This window comes from Cyanobium usitatum str. Tous (assembly GCF_963920485.1).
GTDB lineage: Bacteria > Cyanobacteriota > Cyanobacteriia > PCC-6307 > Cyanobiaceae > Cyanobium_A > Cyanobium_A usitatum_A.
The window spans coordinates 2397793-2414885 of sequence record NZ_OY986431.1 but is presented as its reverse complement, the minus strand read 5'-3'; the positions used below and the strand labels follow the sequence as shown (position 1 = coordinate 2414885).

At 62.1% G+C, this 17093-nt stretch carries 15 protein-coding genes; 8 read left to right on the top strand and 7 right to left on the bottom strand.

Annotation, left to right across the window (positions count from 1 at the left end; all coding sequences use genetic code 11):
* Positions 1-36: 36 nt before the first annotated feature.
* From aspS to U9970_RS12990, 4 genes are all read left to right on the top strand, one after another.
* Positions 37-1863, top strand: coding sequence for an aspartate--tRNA ligase (aspS, locus tag U9970_RS13005; protein WP_322764538.1), 1827 nt, complete (start codon positions 37-39; stop codon positions 1861-1863).
* Between the two features lie 96 nt (positions 1864-1959).
* The gene (locus U9970_RS13000; protein WP_322764537.1) at positions 1960-2907 is read left to right on the top strand and encodes an RNA polymerase sigma factor, RpoD/SigA family; all 948 of its coding nucleotides are present in this window, start codon (positions 1960-1962) and stop codon (positions 2905-2907) included.
* 45 nt (positions 2908-2952) lie between these two features.
* The gene (locus U9970_RS12995) at positions 2953-3429 is read left to right on the top strand and encodes a Dps family protein (protein WP_322764536.1); all 477 of its coding nucleotides are present in this window, start codon (positions 2953-2955) and stop codon (positions 3427-3429) included.
* Between the two features lie 221 nt (positions 3430-3650).
* Entirely contained in the window at positions 3651-5261 is a 1611-nt protein-coding gene (locus tag U9970_RS12990; protein ID WP_322764535.1) for a CTP synthase, read from the top strand.
* Here the strand turns inward: U9970_RS12990 and U9970_RS12985 are convergent, their stop codons facing one another.
* Genes U9970_RS12985 through U9970_RS12975 form a run of 3 tightly spaced genes read right to left on the bottom strand, consistent with a single transcriptional unit; the run spans position 5262 to position 10071 of the window.
* Positions 5262-6404: an HlyD family secretion protein gene (locus tag U9970_RS12985; RefSeq protein WP_322764534.1), complete on the bottom strand. Its 1143-nt coding sequence runs from the start codon at positions 6402-6404 to the stop codon at positions 5262-5264.
* On the bottom strand, positions 6404-9340 hold the full coding sequence (locus tag U9970_RS12980; protein WP_322764533.1) for a peptidase domain-containing ABC transporter: 2937 nt from the start codon (positions 9338-9340) through the stop codon (positions 6404-6406). The genes U9970_RS12985 and U9970_RS12980 overlap by 1 nt, the downstream gene beginning before the upstream one ends.
* Complete coding sequence (locus U9970_RS12975) at positions 9340-10071, bottom strand: peptidylprolyl isomerase (protein WP_322764532.1); 732 nt, start codon at positions 10069-10071, stop codon at positions 9340-9342. Before U9970_RS12975 ends, U9970_RS12980 begins: the two co-directional genes overlap by 1 nt.
* 299 nt (positions 10072-10370) lie before the next feature.
* Between U9970_RS12975 and U9970_RS12970 the strand changes: the two genes are divergently transcribed.
* Positions 10371-11018 carry a 7-carboxy-7-deazaguanine synthase QueE gene (locus tag U9970_RS12970; RefSeq protein ID WP_322764531.1) on the top strand — a complete coding sequence of 216 codons (648 nt, stop codon included), beginning with the start codon at positions 10371-10373 and terminating at the stop codon, positions 11016-11018.
* On the opposite strand, the gene U9970_RS12965 is transcribed toward U9970_RS12970, so the two are convergent.
* On the bottom strand, positions 11019-11567 hold the full coding sequence (locus U9970_RS12965; RefSeq protein ID WP_322764530.1) for an ecotin family protein: 549 nt from the start codon (positions 11565-11567) through the stop codon (positions 11019-11021). It abuts the gene before it with no gap.
* Between the two features lie 97 nt (positions 11568-11664).
* Here U9970_RS12965 and queC point away from each other — a divergent pair, with 97 nt between their 5' ends.
* From queC to U9970_RS12950, 3 genes are read left to right on the top strand one after another with little or no spacing between them, the layout of a single operon-like run.
* Positions 11665-12321 carry a 7-cyano-7-deazaguanine synthase QueC gene (queC, locus tag U9970_RS12960; protein ID WP_322766142.1) on the top strand — a complete coding sequence of 219 codons (657 nt, stop codon included), beginning with the start codon at positions 11665-11667 and terminating at the stop codon, positions 12319-12321.
* Entirely contained in the window at positions 12318-13655 is a 1338-nt protein-coding gene (locus U9970_RS12955) for an anthranilate synthase component I family protein (protein ID WP_322764529.1), read from the top strand. The genes queC and U9970_RS12955 overlap by 4 nt, the downstream gene beginning before the upstream one ends.
* The gene (locus tag U9970_RS12950) at positions 13652-14539 is read left to right on the top strand and encodes an aminotransferase class IV (RefSeq protein ID WP_322764528.1); all 888 of its coding nucleotides are present in this window, start codon (positions 13652-13654) and stop codon (positions 14537-14539) included. The genes U9970_RS12955 and U9970_RS12950 overlap by 4 nt, the downstream gene beginning before the upstream one ends.
* Here U9970_RS12950 and urtE read toward each other — a convergent pair.
* The 3 genes from urtE to urtC are packed head-to-tail and all read right to left on the bottom strand — an operon-like array spanning position 14502 to position 17088.
* Positions 14502-15212 (bottom strand): urea ABC transporter ATP-binding subunit UrtE, encoded by a 711-nt coding sequence (urtE, locus tag U9970_RS12945; RefSeq protein WP_322764527.1) that lies wholly within the window; start codon positions 15210-15212, stop codon positions 14502-14504. The two genes, U9970_RS12950 and urtE, sit on opposite strands and share 38 nt — an antisense overlap.
* Positions 15212-15964, bottom strand: a complete 753-nt coding sequence (gene urtD / locus U9970_RS12940; RefSeq protein WP_322764526.1) for an urea ABC transporter ATP-binding protein UrtD — start codon at positions 15962-15964, stop codon at positions 15212-15214. Before urtD ends, urtE begins: the two co-directional genes overlap by 1 nt.
* Complete coding sequence (gene urtC, locus U9970_RS12935) at positions 15961-17088, bottom strand: urea ABC transporter permease subunit UrtC (protein ID WP_407653120.1); 1128 nt, start codon at positions 17086-17088, stop codon at positions 15961-15963. Before urtC ends, urtD begins: the two co-directional genes overlap by 4 nt.
* Positions 17089-17093 lie beyond the last annotated feature (5 nt).

The window sequence follows — 17093 nt, the reverse complement described above, 5'->3', positions numbered from 1 at the left end:
GGGACAATCGCCCATTGCTCTCTCCACCCCCTCAGCATGCGCAGCCACGGATGCGGCGACCTATGTCACGACGCCAGCGGCCAGGCAGTGCAGCTCTGCGGCTGGGTAGACCGTTGCCGTGACCACGGCGGCGTGATTTTTGTCGACCTGCGCGACAGCAGCGGCAGCGTCCAGATCACCGTCGATCCCGACAATGGCGCCGAAATGTTCGCCGTAGCCGAGCACCTGCGCAACGAAACGGTGATTCAGGTGGCAGGCAAGGTGCGGGAGCGACCCGCCGATGCCATCAACGACCGACTGGCCACCGGCCGCATCGAAGTGCTGGCCAGCGCCATCACCGTGCTCAACGCCGTCAAGGGCAACCTGCCCTTCCCCGTGTCGGTGCACGACGAGGAGAACACCCGCGAAGAGCTGCGGCTGCGCCACCGCTACCTCGACCTGCGCCGCGAGCGCATGAACAGCAACCTGCGCCTGCGCCACCGCACCGTGCAGGCGATGCGCCGCTTCCTGGAAGACCAGGGCTTTATCGAGGTGGAAACCCCGGTGCTCACCCGCTCCACCCCCGAGGGCGCCCGCGACTACCTGGTGCCCAGCCGGGTCTGCGGTGGTGAGTGGTTTGCCCTACCCCAGTCGCCCCAGTTGTTTAAGCAGCTGCTGATGGTGGGCGGCCTCGAGCGCTATTACCAGGTGGCTCGCTGCTTCCGCGACGAAGATCTGCGCGCCGATCGCCAGCCGGAATTCACCCAGCTGGACATCGAGATGAGCTTCATGGGCCAGGAGCAAATCCTGGAGCTCAACGAGGCCCTGATCGCCTCGATCTGGAAGGCCGTGAAAGGGGTGGAGCTGCCTCGGCCGTTCCCGCGCCTTACCTGGCATGGGGCCATGGCCCGCTACGGCACAGATCGCCCCGACACCCGCTACGGCCTGGAGCTCACCGACGTGAGCGACCTGGTGGCCGGCATGGGCTTCAAGGTGTTCAGCGGCGCAGTGGCCGCCGGCGGCTCGGTGAAGTGCATCGCCGTGCCCGGCGGCAACGACGCCATCAGCAACGTGCGCATCAAGCCCGGCGGTGATGTGTTCAGCGAAGCTCAGAAGGCTGGGGCCGGCGGCCTGGCCTTCATCCGCGTGCGCGAGGGCGGCGAGATCGACACGATCGGCGCCATCAAGGACAACCTCTCCGAGGCCACGAAGGCGGAACTGCTGGAGCGCACCGGTGCCACCCCTGGCACCCTGCTGCTGTTCGGCGCCGGCGACACCGCCACGGTTAATAAGGCCCTCGATCGGGTGCGCCAGTTTCTGGCCCGCGAGCTCGGCCTGGTGCCGGCCGACCGTGACAACGACCAGTGGAATTTCCTCTGGGTGGTGGATTTCCCGATGTTTGAGTTCAACGCCGGCGAAAACCGCCTCGAGGCCCTGCACCACCCCTTCTGCGCCCCCAACGCAGACGACCTTGGGGCAGATCCCACCGCCTGGGCCCACACCCTGCCCACGGCCCGCGCCCAGGCCTACGACCTGGTGCTCAACGGCCTGGAGCTGGGCGGCGGCTCCCTGCGCATCCACGATTCGGCCCTGCAGCGCCAGGTACTGCAAACCATTGGTCTACCCCTGGAGGAGGCCAACCAGCAATTCGGCTTCCTGATGGACGCCCTCGACATGGGTGCCCCACCCCACGGCGGCCTGGCCTACGGCGTGGATCGGATTGTGATGCTGCTGGCGGGCGAGGAATCGATCCGCGACACGATCGCCTTCCCCAAGACCCAGCAGGCCCGCTGCCTGATGACCGGCGCGCCGGGCGGTGTGGCCACCAAACAACTTGATGAGCTGAACGTGGTCAGCACCTGGGTAGACGAAGACGAAAGCTGAAGCCCAAAGCCAAAACCGAAAGCCAAAACAAAACGGGGCATTTGGCGCCGTAGCTGTCCAGCGCAGCAACGGTGAAGCACCACTAATCCATTGGGCGTGCCCCACACCCCCACCAGCACCGATCCGGTGCGGCTTTACCTGCAAGACATCGGCCGGGTGGACCTGCTTACCCAGGAGCAGGAGCTCACCCTGGCCCGGCTGGTGCAGCGGCGAGAACAGCTACTGCGCGAAGGCGAACCGGGCAAAAACGAACCGGGTGAAGGTGAACTGGACGAAGTGGCCGCCAAGGAGCGACGGCTTGCACTGCACCGCGGCAAAAGGGCCAAGGAGCGGATGATCCAGGCCAATCTGCGGCTGGTGGTGTCGGTGGCCAAGAAGTATCAGCGCCGGGGCATGGACCTGCTGGATCTGGTGCAGGAGGGCACCCTGGGCCTGGAGCGGGCCGTGGAGCGCTTTGACCCCACCAGGGGGTTTCGCTTCGGCACCTACGCCTACTGGTGGATTCGCCAGGGCATCACCCGGGCCCTTGCCAGCCAGAGCCGCACGATCCGGCTGCCGGTGCACATCAGCGAGAAGCTCAACCGCATTAAACGGGCCCAGCGTGAACTCAGCGCCCGGCTAGGCCGCCTGCCCTGCGTGGTTGAAATCGCCCAGGAGCTGAATCTCAGCGAAGCGCTGATCCGCGAAACCCTGTTGCAGCTGCCCAAACCCGTCTCCCTGGAGGCCCGGGTGGGCAAGGAACAGGACATGCAGCTCGGCGACCTACTGAAAGACGGCCACGGCACGCCTGAGCAGGAACTCGCCCGCGAGCAGCTGCACAACGACCTCGAGGCCCTGCTTGAAGACCTGAGCAGCCGCGAAGCCGAGGTGATCCGTCAACGCTTCGGGCTAGTAGACGACACTCCCCGAAGCCTGACTGAGATCGGCGCTGCCATGCACCTCTCCCAAGAGCGGGTGCGGCAGATCGAATCCCGGGCCCTGCTGAAACTGCGCCAACCCCAGAACCGCTGCCGCGTAAAGGATTATCTGGGCAGCCTCGACTAAACCAGCCCATCCGGGCTAAAACGAAGTCACTACGGATAAGTTGCCATGGCAACCGACATTGACATCGGCATCCCGGAAGCCGAGCGATTGGAGATCGCCGCAGGTCTGGGCCGCGTGCTGGCCGACAGCACCGTGCTCTACGCCAAAACCCACGGCTTCCACTGGAACGTCACCGGGCCGATGTTCAACACCCTGCACCTGATGTTTATGGGGCAGTACACCGAGCTCTGGAACGCCCTAGACGCCATCGCCGAGCGCATCCGCGCCCTTGGCTGCCCGGCCCCCTTTGGCGGCACCACCTACGGCCAGCTCTCCTCAATCGCCGAAACCCAGGGCATCCCTGCAGCCTTGGAGATGGTGCGCGAGCTGGTGCTGGGCCACGAGGCGGTAGCCCGCACCATCCGCGGCGTCATGGTCACCGCCGAAGCAGCCAACGACCAACCCACCGCCGACCTGCTTACCCAGCGGCTGCAGATCCACGAGAAGACCGCATGGATGCTGCGCAGCTTGCTCGAGGCGTAATCCGCTGGTGCCGCTGGGATCGGCCGGTCGGCGCCCGCTACGCGGGCCATACCGGCCTCTAACCAAGCACCCCAGCGGACCAAACAGCCTCAGCAGGGAGAGCGTCTCCTGCGAGGTTGGCTGCGGTGAGCGCGGTGTTGCCCGCGCAGCGGGCGTGACCGCCGAACCCAGCTAGGCCCCGCAGGCAGCGCCCGTTACATTGAAGAGTCAGCCACCGGGATATGAGCAAGTTCGTCTTTGTCACCGGCGGCGTGGTGTCGAGCATCGGCAAGGGCATCGTGGCCGCCAGCCTGGGGCGCCTGCTCAAGAGCCGGGGCTACAGCGTTTCGATCCTCAAGCTCGACCCTTATTTGAACGTCGACCCGGGCACGATGAGCCCGTACCAACACGGTGAGGTGTTCGTCACCGAGGACGGCGCCGAGACCGACCTGGATCTGGGCCACTACGAACGCTTTACCGACACCGCCATGTCGCGCCTCAACAGCGTGACAACCGGCTCGATTTACCAGTCGGTAATCAACAAGGAGCGCCGCGGCGACTACAACGGCGGCACCGTGCAGGTGATCCCCCACATCACCCGCGAAATCCGCGAGCGAATCCATCGGGTAGCCGCCAACAGCAATGCCGACGTGGTGATCGGCGAGATCGGTGGCACGGTGGGTGACATCGAATCGCTGCCGTTTCTTGAGGCGATACGCGAATTCCGGGGCGATGTGGGCCGCCAGGACCTGGCCTACGTGCACGTCACCCTGCTGCCCTTCATCGGCGTTTCTGGGGAGCTCAAGACCAAGCCCACCCAGCACTCGGTGAAGGAGTTGCGCTCGATCGGCATCCAGCCCGATGTGCTGGTGTGCCGCAGCGACCGGCCCGTGAGCGACGAACTGCGCCGCAAGATCGGTGGCTTCTGCGGAGTGCCGCAGCGGGCCGTGATCCAGGCCCTGGACGCCGACAGCATCTATGCGGTGCCGCTGGCAATGGAGCAGGAGGGGCTCTGCCGGGAGGTGCTCGATGTGCTGCAGCTCAGCAACGCTGAAAGTGACATGGCCCGCTGGCAGGAGCTGGTGACCAAGCTGCGCCACCCCGGCCCGGCGGTGAAGGTGGCGCTAGTGGGCAAGTACGTGCAGCTCAACGACGCCTACCTGTCGGTGGTGGAGGCCCTGCGCCACGCCTGCCTGGATCGGGATGCTTCGCTTGATCTGCACTGGGTCTGCGCCGAGCAGCTCGAAAGCCAAGGCGCGGAAGCTCTGCTGGCCGGCATGGATGCGGTGGTGGTGCCCGGCGGCTTCGGCAACCGCGGTGTGGACGGCAAGGTGGCGGCAATCCGCTGGGCGCGGGAACAGCAGGTTCCCTTCCTGGGCCTGTGCCTGGGCATGCAGTGCGCCGTGATCGAGTGGGCCCGCAACCAGGCTGGCCTCACCGGTGCCACCAGCGCCGAACTTAATGCCGACACGCCCCATCCAGTGATTCACCTCCTGCCTGAACAACAGGACGTGGTGGATTTGGGCGGCACGATGCGCCTGGGCGTTTACCCCTGCCGCCTGGCTGCAGACACAATGGCCCATCGCCTTTATGGCGACGAGGTTGTGTACGAACGCCACCGCCATCGCTACGAATTCAACAACGCTTACCGCAGTCTCTTCACCGAATCGGGCTACACAATCAGCGGCACTTCGCCAGACGGTCGCTTAGTTGAATTAATCGAACTACCGAGCCATCCATTTTTTACCGCTTGCCAATATCACCCCGAATTTCTCTCCCGCCCCGGCAAGCCTCACCCCCTATTCCGGGGGTTGATCGAGGCCGCCCAGCAGCGCCTGCCCCAGCAAGGCTGATCAGATCTGCTTGAGGGAGTCTGTTTTATCTTTAAATTCTCCAAGTAGAAGTTGCAAGTAAGTTACCTTGCGCAGCTTGATATTGGCCGTGAGTGACATGCCCACCTGCAATGGCAGGCTCTTGCCAGATTTCAGCATGAGCTGCTGGGTGTCGAGAGCAATCGTGGCAGGGAAGCGATAGGTCTGGTTGCGCTCATCCGGGGGCAAGGCATCGGAGCCAATGCCCTTAACGGTGCCAAGCAGCACTCCGAAATCAGTAGCGGGGAAGGAATCGATGCTGATATCGGCAGGGCGACCAACTCGCACAAAGCCAATATCGCTGCTCTCAATCTCCACCTTGGCTTGGAGCGCAGAAAAGGGAACAATCTTCATCACTGGCTCACTGCCCTGGGCCACAAAACCAGGACCGGTGGGCTTGAGATCAAACACCACCCCATCCACCGGAGAGCGCACATCCTGGTAGCGGATGTTGACCTGGAGCTCAGTGAGCTTGCTGCCGAGATCGGCCAGCTCTCCTTTGATCTGCTCCAGCGCCTGCTCAATGATCGCAACTTGACGCAGACGATCGACCTTGAGCTTGGAGATCTCACCCTCCACTTCGCGCACCTTGTTGCGCTGTTGCAGATACTGCAACTCGGCAGATGCCCCAACGGCCTTGAGGACCTCAAGCCGCTGCAGGATTTCGATCTCAAGCACGAGGTTCTGCCGTGTCACCGTCTGCTCGGTGTCGTTGAGATTGAGATAGCGCGCCAGCTCCACCTCCTTGAGACGCAACTGGGCCTGCTTAGCGGTGATGGTGGTGCGCAGACTCCCCTGGCGGTCGAGGGTGGCCTCGTTGTCGAGGCGCAGCAGCACCTGCCCCTTCGTCACCCGCTGCCCGTCCTTGACGAGCATGGTTTCGAGCACGCCACCCACCGGCATCTGGATGGTTTTGACATCGCCGATCGGCTGAAGCTTGCCAGGGGCCACCACCACTTCGTCGGTTTTGGCGAAGGCCAGCCAGGCCAGGCCAGCAGCTGTGGTGCCCACCAAGGCCCAGGTGATAGCCCGCGCTAAAAAGCGGGACTGTTGCAACGCCATCTCCTCATGGCTGGTCTGAACCCGGCGCTCAATAGCGTTTTGGGCGCGGCGCACAATCGACATCAGTTGACCTCCTGCTGGCGGTATAGGGCGTAATAGCGACCTCGGCGCTCCATCAACTCATCGTGGGTACCCGTTTCCACGACGGCTCCCTCGTGCAGCATCACGATTAGATCGGCCCGGCGGATGGTGGAGAGCCGGTGGGTGATGAAGAAGACGGTGCAGTGTTTGAGGTTGTCGAGCAAGTTGTCGCACACTCGGCGCTCGGTGTCGTAGTCGAGGGCGCTAGTTGCTTCATCGAGCACCAGCAGCCGCGGCTGGGAGAGCAGGGTGCGGGCCAGGGCCAGCCGCTGCCGCTGACCGCCGGAAAGGCCGGCACCACGCTCACCCACATTGCTGCTGTAGCCAGCAGGTAGCTCCATGATGAAATCGTGGGCGCAGGCCAGACGTGCCGCCTGCACGATCGCATCGCTGCTGGCATCGGGATCGGTGAGGGCAATATTTTCTGCCACCGTGCCGGTGAACAGCAGGGGCTCCTGGGGCACGATGCCGATTTGGCGCCGCAGCGAATAGAGCTCAACTTTGTCGATGTCGTAGTTGTCGATCAGGATGCGGCCGCTGCCTGGTGAATAGAGGCGCGCCAGCATTTTGGTGAGGGTGCTCTTACCGCTACCGCTCTGCCCCACCACCCCCACAAAGGTGCCGGCAGCGATGGTGAAGTCGATGTGACGCAACACCTGGGCGCCACCTGGGGTGAAGGAGAAGCAGAGGTCGTCGAAACGCACCTCGCCGGCGATGGGCGGCAGAGGAATCTTCTGCTTATCAGCCTCGTCTGATTCCTCCGGGGTGTCGACCACATCAGCAAGGCGCTCAAAGGAAACCTTGAGCTCCTGGATGCTCTGCCAGATCGAAGAGAGCCGCAGCAAAGGCTGGGTGACGTAACCAGAAATGATCCGGAAGGCGATCAACTGGCCCAGGGTCATGTCACCGGAGAGCACCAAAGAGGCGCCTACCCAGAGCACCAGCAGCTGGGAGAGCTTCTGCAGCACCTGGGAGGTTTCGGTAAGGGCCGTACCGGTGATGGTTTTTTCAAACGTGCGGGAGATGTATTTGCCGTAGAGGTCTTGCCACTTCCAGCGGCTGATCATCTCGACGTTCTGGGCCTTCACCGTCTGGATGCCGGTGAGCACCTCAACTAGGTGGCTCTGGGTGCGGGCGTTCTCCTGGGCCGCATCGCGGTATTGACGGCGGAACAGGGGCGCGCCAAGCACGGTGAGAGCAATCTGAATCGGCAGCACGCACAGGGCGATCAAGGTAAGCAGCCAGCTGTAGATCAGCATCACGGCGATATAGATCACCGAGAAGGCAGTGTCGAGCAGGGTGGTGAGCGCTTGGCCGGTGAGGAAATTACGGATCTTCTCCAGCTCAGCGATACGGGTACCGAGTTCGCCCACGGGACGGCGATCGAAGTAATTGAGCGGCAGCCGCAGCAGGTGGTCGATCACCTCAGCGCCTAGGCGCAGGTCGATGCGATTGGTGGTTTCGCTGAATAGGAAGGTGCGCAGGGCGCCGATCAAACCCTCCATCAAGGTCACCACCACCAGGGCAAAGCCCAGCACCTGCAGGGTGTCGAGACTGCGCTGGTTGATCACCTTGTCGATGATCACCTGAATCAGCAGGGGGTTGGCCAGGCTGAACAGCTGCACCACAAAGGAGGCGATCAGCACCTGGGTGAGGATGCCGCGGTAGCGCTGCAGAGCTGGCCAGAACCAGGCAAAGCCAAAGCGCTGCTCGGGAGTGGCAGAGCTGCGCTCCAGCATCAGCACCTCGATGCCATCGGGGAAGGCCTCGGCAAGCTGGTCGGGGGAGATCTCCACCCAGCCCTGCCGAGGGGAGGCCAGCAGCAAACCGCGCGCATTGGCGCCCCGCACCACGGCAAACCCGCCCTGCCAGGGGATCAGGGCCGGGGTCTGCAGGCGCGTGCCCTGGTTGGCAGGCACTCGCACGCCGCTTACGTGCAAACCCATCATCGCGGCGAGATTGCCGCAGAGCTGCAGGTCCGGCGTCTGGCCGCGGCGCAACACATCGCGCAGGATCTTCTCGATCGCATCGCGGCGGAAGGGCAGCTTGAGCTCCGCCGCCAACATCTGGAAACAGGCGAGGGTTTCCTCTAGGGGGCCATTGCCGCGCAGTAGCTGCAGGGCCGTGCGATCCCGCTGGCCCAGATCAAGGCCTGAAGCCAAAGGCGGATTGGAGCCACCAGGCTCGCCGGCACCGCTGCCGGAACCCTCCGGCATCAGCTCGGCTTCCAGCACTGGAGCTACCGGCGCGAGCAGCTCCGCAGGCAGGGCAATCAGGCGTGGCGGCAGCGGTGGGGTGGCGACCGGCACACCCTGGCGGGGATTGAGCGCTGCGCCCAAGGGGTGATCGAGCAGGTTGTGACTGGCGGCCAGCAAGCTGAATTCAATCGGCAGGGCAGCTAGGGCCGCAGGCTCAGGCGGAACCAGTCGGGCCTGGGGGCGGGCCTGATCCAGCAACTCCTGGATCGAAGTGCGGGCCTGGGGGTGCTGCTCAAGCAGCAGGGCCAGTAGGGCTGCCAATTCAGCGGTGAATAGGTGGGAGCCACACCACTGGGCGAAGGAGGTTTCGCCCGTCAGCAGCTCCAGGATCAGGGAGTCGGCCAGCACCAGGGCCTCCACTTCGGAGCCCGCGCTCACCTCCTCACAGGGAGCAGCTCGCAACAGGGAGGCCAGGCCCACAAAGCTGCCCGGTCCCAGCTTTTCCGCTGTGCGCAGGCGGCCCTGGTCCCGCACCAGCAAGCGAGCTGTGCCGGATTGGATCAGCAGAATCTCAGAGGGAATCAAGCCCCCAAGGCAAAGGGGATCACCAACAGCAAACCGGCGCACACTGAGCTGCCGCTGCAAACGCTCGGCGCTGGCGTGCGACAACCCGGCAAAGGCGGGATGGGCGGGCAGCTGCGCAGGGATTGAATCGTCCATCACACCGATTGTGAAGCAGGAGCTAACGGCTGGGCAGCATCGCCGGACACGGCCAGCTCAAGCAGGGGCCGCAGGTCAGCAAGACGTCGTTCAACCTGCTCTGAGATCCACTGCTCGAACAGCTCTTCGGCCATTTGGGCTGCGGTGGCTTCATCGAAGGTGGCGGAGGTGAGGCTTTCGAGCCGCACCACCAGCCACCAGGCTTCGATCTGGAAGGGCTCGAGCACTACGCCAGGGGGAGCGGTGCGCAGTCGATCAACCAAGGCAGGGTGGGCTTGGGTGAGGGGCACCGGGCCAACAATGCCGCGGGTCGCCTGCTCGGGGCCTTCGGCGTAGCGGGCTGCTAAATCGGCGAAGTTGGCATCGCCATCATCAATGCGCAAATAGAGCTCGCGGGCCAGACCACCATCGCGGAGGCGCAGCAGGCTGTAAACGACGCGATCGAGTTGGTTCTTGCGCTGCAGAAAGCGCGCTTCCGCTTTGGCGGAGAAATCGCGCTGGCAGAGAAGCTGCAGCTGCAGGGGCTGTCGCATCTGCGCCTCGAGGGCGGCAGGGCTAAGCATGCGGGCTATCGCCCAGGCCTTGAGAGCCTCAGCGTCGCGGATTTGGTACTGACGACAAAAAGCCTGCCTGGCCGCATTTATTTGCTCATCGCTTAGGGCAACATCGCTAGCCGCCAAGGCCAGCAAATTGGCTCGCACGTAGGGCTCAAGCAAGCCGAGGCGAGCCAACTCCTCGAGAGAAGCTATTGGACTCTTTTGAGACTCATCCGACATAAATAAGCCTGTCTTTGAGCGATTTGCAAAGAATAAAACAATTGCATGAATTTACGCGATTGCGCAAAACCCACTAATCCATATCAACTATTCTGTTAATAAAGTTTTGAAGATTTCCCCATGCTGACAAGTCCTTAATACAAACATATGCAAATAAAGTGCCATTGGCCTGGACTGGTCTGCATGCAAGCACTCCACCCCAGAGGGAGCGCCAAGCGCTAGACCAATCTAGACATCCCAATCTCCGAAGCCCGGTGCCCCAGTCACTGGCCGCTGCCCTGCCACTGTCTGCTGCCTTGCCGGTAGTGGAAACCTTCCACTCCCTCCAGGGTGAAGGCCTGCACGCCGGCCGCAGCGCCTTGTTCATCCGCCTGGGGGGCTGCAGCGTGGGCTGCAGCTGGTGCGACACCAAGCACTCCTGGCCGGCCGAGGCGCACCCCCAGCAAGCCCTGGCCGCGCTGGCTGCCGAAGCCGAGGCCGCCGCGGCAACCGGTGCCGCCTTCGTGGTGCTCACCGGCGGTGAACCGCTGCACCACGATCTGGGGCCCCTTTGCCAGGCCCTAGAGCCCTCGGGCCTGCCGCTGCACCTGGAAACCAGCGGCGTGGATCCGCTCAGTGGTCGCTTCGCCTGGATCACCCTTTCGCCCAAGCGCCACCGCCCTCCCACCGCGGAGCTGCTGGCGACCTGCCAGGAGCTCAAGGTGGTGGTGCACGAGGCCGCCGATCTGGCCTTCGCCGCTGCCATGGCGGCAGCGGCCGCCGCCGCTGGCAACCAGCCGGCGCTGCTGCTGCAACCGGGCTGGGACTCCCCAGCTGGCCAGGCCCTGGCGATCGACTACGTGCGCCGCCACCGCCGCTGGCGGCTCAGCCTGCAGAGCCACAAGTTGCTGGGATTGCGCTGATCACTGCAGGCGGGCCGGGCGCTCCTGGACCTCGGCCTTCCACAGCCGCCAGCGCAGCTCCAGCGGCCGGGGGGCATCGACCACGATCGGGCGACTGGCGTTGTAAGGCACCACAAACGCCTTACCGGCCATCGGCACAAAGCCGAGCCGGCGCGGCTGGTCCGCCGGGCAGGCCATGCGGGTGGAGGCCAACTGCCCCACATCCGTGACCCGATAGATCACCGGTCCACCCTTCTGGGCGGGTTTCACGGCGCGGAGCTTGCCGCCGAACATCTGGCGATTGCAATCCAGTTGCACCATTTGTCCCACCAGCAACTGCACCCGCCAGTCGGCGGGGTTTGACGACAGGGCGGCATCGGAGTTGGGGGGCAGCACCCCCGGCAGCTGAATCACCCAGCGCCGGTCGCCGGCAGCGACTTTGGGGTAACTAGAGAGATCGAGCCGGGGCACCGCCGAGACGGGCGCCGCAGCGAGCAGCAAAACAAGCGCCGCGTTCTTGATGCCCCTGGCCAAATCCGTATCCATCTCCATATCAACGGTTATGGCCATCGTGGCGGCCGCAAGCGACGCTGGCATTGGGGAAGATGTACTTCTGTACAAGCTCCTCAACGCCATCGCCAGCCCAGTAGCCGTGTCTGCCGCACCCATGCCTGGCCCACCCCTGGCCATCGCCCTGCTCTCCGGCGGCCTGGATTCGGCTACCGCCGCGGCCCTGGCGATCGAAGCCGGTTACCGGGTGATCGGGCTGTCGCTGGATTACGGCCAACGCCATCGCCGCGAACTGCAAGCCGCCGCCGAACTGGCACCGCTCCTGGGACTGGCTGAACACCACACCATCGCCGTCAATCTGGCCGCTTGGGGTGGCTCCGCCCTCACCGACACCGCCATCGCCGTGCCCAGCGCAGGGGTTGAGGCGGGCGTGATCCCGTGCACCTATGTGCCAGGACGCAACACCGTGTTCATCGCCTTGGCGCTGAGCCTGGCTGAGGCCCGCGGCGCCCAGAAGCTGGTGCTGGGCGTAAATGCTGTCGACTATTCCGGCTACCCCGACTGCCGTCCCGACTACCTCGAAGCCTTCCAGAGCCTGGCGGAGCTGGCCAGCAAGGCCGGCCGCGAAGGCCACGCCGCCCAGCTCTGGGCACCCCTGGTGACCTGGAGCAAAACCCGGATCGTGCAAGAGGCCCGGCGGCTGGGCGTGCCGATCGAGCGCACCTGGAGCTGCTACGAGGGCGGCGAGCGGCCCTGTGGCGTGTGCGACAGCTGCCGCATCCGCGATGCCGCCCTGCTGGCAGCTGAGGCATGAGCCCGCCCCGCCACCGCGAGCCCCAATATCACGCCCTGCCCTGGCGGGATCCCTGGCCCCTAGTGCAAGCCCTGGCGGCCGAGCTGGGTAGGGAAGGTCTGGTGTGGCTCGATAGCGATGGCAGCGCCCAGGGCCCCTGCAGCCGCCTTGGCCTGGCGCCCCTGGAGCAGCGCATCTGCCGCGGCCTGCCGGGGGAGAGCGGCGCCAGTGATCCCTTTGCGCTGCTGGCCGATCTAGCCGCTGGCGGCGGCCACTGGATGGGCTGGCTCAGCTACGAAGCCGGGGCCTGGGTGGAGCCGGCACCCCATTGGCAGTCGCCCGACATGGCCCTGCTCTGGGCCGCCCGCCACGACCCGGTGCTGGTGTTTGACCATGGCAGCCAGCAGCAGTGGCTCGAGGGTCAAGATCCAGCGCGGCTAAGCAGCTTCGCTGCCCTGTTGGAGCGGCTTGATCTAGGCACCACGCCAGCGAGCCAATCCCCGGCCGCGATCGCGCCAGCCTCCTGGCACTGGCACACCCCACCGGAGCGCTTTGCCGCCCAGGTGGAGCAAGTGTTGGCCTGGATCGCCGCCGGCGATCTTTTCCAAGCCAATCTCACCGCCTGCTGCGAGCACTCCTTAACAAGCCCCGCCGATCCCCTCGGCCTTTACGGCCGCCTGCGCGAGCTATGCGCCGCCCCCTTTGCTGGCCTGGCGATCGCCGGCGGCGCGGCGTCGGGGGAGGCGGTGCTGTCGGCCTCGCCGGAGCGGTTCCTGCGGGTGGGGGCTGGTGGGGAGGTGGAAACCAGGCCGATCAAGGGCACCCGGCCGCGCCATGGCGATGCCGACGCCGATGCCGACGCCGCCGCCGACCTGGTCACCAGCCCCAAGGACCGGGCCGAGAACGTGATGATCGTCGACCTACTGCGCAACGACCTGGGCCGGGTGTGCAAGCCAGGCTCGATTCAGGTGCCCCAGCTGGTGGGGCTGGAGAGCTACCGCCAGGTGCACCACCTCACCTCGGTGGTGCGGGGCCAGCTGCAGCCGGGGTTCGACACGATTGACCTGCTGCGGGCCTGCTGGCCGGGCGGTTCGATCACCGGTGCGCCCAAGATCCGCGCCTGCCAGCGCCTGCATGGCCTCGAGCCGGTGCCGCGGGGGCCCTACTGCGGCTCCCTATTCAGGCTTGGGGTCGACGGCCAGTTCGACAGCAACATCCTGATCCGCTCGCTGCTGCTGCGCGGCCAGCGCCTGCGGGCCCACGCCGGCTGCGGCATCGTGGCCGACTCCGACCCCGCCGCCGAAGCCGAGGAGCTGGGCTGGAAACTGCAACCCCTGCTGGAGGCCCTGGCATGAGCGACCCGATCGCCTGGCTGGGCGACGGCACGGGGCAGGGGCGCTGGGGCACACCGCAGACCCTGACCCTGCCGATCAGCGACCGAGGCCTGCTGCTGGCCGATGGCCTGTTTGAAACCCTGCTGGTGGAGGCAGGTCAGGCCTGGCTGCTGGACGAACACCTGGCCCGCTGGCAGAGCTCGGCGATGCTGCTGGGGCTGCCGCCACCGCCAGTAGCGGCGACCGTGAAGCCCCTGATCGCCGCAGCGATCGAGCGCAGCGGCATCGGCACGGCCCAGGGCGGCAGCGGCGCCCTGCGGCTCAACTGGAGCCGCGGCAGCGGTGCACGGGGCATCGACCCACCCCGCATCAGCAGCCCCAGCTTCTGGCTGCAGCTCAGTGCCAGCAAACCGTGTTTTGAGCCGGTGCGAGTGATCGTTAGTCCCACCGAAACCCGCAGCGCCTCCAGCCTGCTGAGCCGCTGCAAGAGCCTTGCCTACGGGGCCTCGATCCAGGCCCGCCGCCAGGCCCTGGAGGCGGGCGCCGACGACGCCCTGCTGAATAGTTCCGCCGGCGGCCTCTGCTGCAGCACCAGCGCCAACCTGCTGGTGTGCCGCGGGGGCTCCTGGATCACCCCGCCCCTAAGCAGCGGCTGCCTGCCGGGGGTGATGCGGCAGCGGGGTCTGGAAACTGGACTAATCACTGAATGTGATGTACAAAAGCCTGAGCTCCTGACATGCGATGCAGCATGGCTAATTAATAGCCTTAACTGCCGGCCCATAAGTCATTTCCATGACGCCAAGCTAAAAAATAGCCATTGGGAAGATCCAGAGACAGCTTGGCGGCGATTATTAACGGCGGGCGGGTTCAAACACTTAAAAAGCGCTGAATCATCTCCGGGCTGAGATCCGCTGTAGCACCACTGGCCACAATCCCGCCACGCTGCATAGCGTAATAACGATCTGCCTGGCGCACGAAATGACGATGCTGCTCAACTAGCAGCACGCCGATACCTGTCTCTGCAATTATTCTGCGTACGGCATTTTCGATATCCTGGACAATATTTGGCTGAATCCCCTCAGTTGGCTCATCTAGCAATAGCAACTTTGGCCTTCCAAGAAGTGCCCTTGCAATAGCCAATTGCTGCTGCTGCCCGCCACTAAGATCACCTCCCTTGCGCGGCAGGAACTCCTGCAGTATCGGGAAGAGCTCATATATGAAAGGGTCGATCTTGCTGTTCTGCTTCAAGCCAGAGGGTAGTGCCTCCATCCCCAGCTTGAGGTTTTCCTCCACAGTTAACTGCGCAATGATTTCCCTTCCCTGAGGCACATAGCCAATACCCGCTCTTGCTCTTACATGAGGGGCTTGTCTGTTTACAAGCATACCTTCAAATAAAATGTCCCCCCTGCGAGCCTGCAGGAGCCCGATCAATGACTTAAGGAGGGTTGTTTTTCCCACACCATTACGCCCCACCAAGCAGACCATTTCCCCTGAATTAACAGTGAGGTCTACGTCGCGGAGAATATGGCTCTCACCATAGTAAGTATTGAGGCCCGAAATCTCTAAAAGTGTAGTCATTAGTAGTCAACCTCACTGCTGCCAAGATAAACCTCAATTACTCGAGGGTCGGACTGCACTTCATCCATGCTTCCATCACAAAGAACATGCCCCTGATGCAACACTGTCACAGAAGTATCAAGCCTTCGAATAAATTCCATGTCATGGTCAATCACGAGTACGGTGTGGTCGCCAGCCAATGACTTCAGCAAATCTGCTGTAAGCTCAGTCTCCTCATCAGTAAGACCAGCCACCGGCTCGTCTACTAACAGCAAATCGGGATCTTGACCCACAAGCATAGCAATCTCTAGCCACTGCTTTTGCCCATGAGAAAGAGAGCCTGCCGGCCATCTTGCTTTTGGCTGCAGGCTCACAATAGACATTAAATGCTGAACTTGATCACGCTGGGTAGCGGTAAGGCTTCCAAATAAAAGAGGAAAGGGCTGCTTAGGCTGGCTTACAGCTAATTCAAGATTTTCCTGAACAGTAAGCTTTTCAAAAACTCTTGGACTCTGAAACTTACGCCCTATACCCAAGCGAGCAATTGAATACTCAGATACGCGCGCTATAGAGCGGCTCTTGAAAAGAACATCACCAGTAGTAGGTCTAACCTTACCGGTAATAACATCAAGGAAGGTGGTTTTACCTGCACCATTGGGCCCAATTACAGCCCTAAGCTCACCAGTCACTAGTGAAAGATTGAGATCATTTAGAGCAAGAAAGCCATCAAAAGAAACATTCACGTGACGCAGCTCAAGCAAGTAATCACTCATGGCTGAACCTCATCGATCCCCGAGTTTTGGAGTTTTGGATAAGTTGCTATGGGAGTAGACCAGCCAAAGCGAGTAAACAGATTGCGGACTCCACCATTCTGAAGCCAGCCTATAACGCCTTCAGGCAATGCACAAACCACAACAATAAACAAGCCTCCCTGAATAAATAGCCATGTTTCAGGGAAAGCTTCACTTACCAAGCTTTTTGCATAGTTAATAAATACAGCGCCAAGAATCGCTCCAAGCAAAGTACCCCTACCCCCGACAGCAACCCAAATAACCATTTCAATGGAGAAAGGTATAGTCATATACTGGGGAGACACGATACCGGATTGAACGGTATATAAAGCTCCCCCAATACCAGCCAAGCCTCCCGCCATTGCAAACACTATCGTTTTAAATAGGGTGGGATTAAATCCCGTAAAGCGTAGTCGTGGTTCATCGTCCCTTATTGCTATTAAAACGTCTCCAAATCTCCCTCTCACCACCCAGCGCAATAAAAACCAGGTAAGAATCACAAGAAAACAAGTTAACCAAAAAAATGATTTCTGCATATTTGCAGAGCCAACCATTTGACCGAATAGCTCACTTACATCAGTCTTAAGACCATTGGTACCATTTATAAGTTTTTGTTGGCCATTAAAAAAGTTAAAGAATACAAGAAGAGAAGCCTGGGTAAGAATGGAAAAATAAACACCTTTTATTCGATTTCGAAAAACAAGATTTCCAAGAAAGCCCGCCAATAAGGCCGGAAGCAACCATATAGCAACTAGTGTAAATATAGGAGAATAAAATGGTTGCCAGAAGGCAGGAAGCTCTTGCACTCCATACAAGCCAAAAAATTCAGGAATTCCATTTATTTCTTTTGCCGAACTTGTAAGTTGCAAATACATGGCAGCAGCATAACCACCTATGGCAAAGAAGATTCCCTGTCCCAAACTCAGCAAGCCAGTAAAGCCCCATATCAGATCAATCCCTAAGGCAACAATAGCCAGAGATAAAAATCTACCAAGTAAATTTAAGCGAAATACAGGAAGGACCGACGGTGCCGCAAAGATGGCTGCAAATATCAGAACCCATATCAGCAAGAGCGCCCAACGGGGAAGCGTAGATGCTTTGAAGATCATTG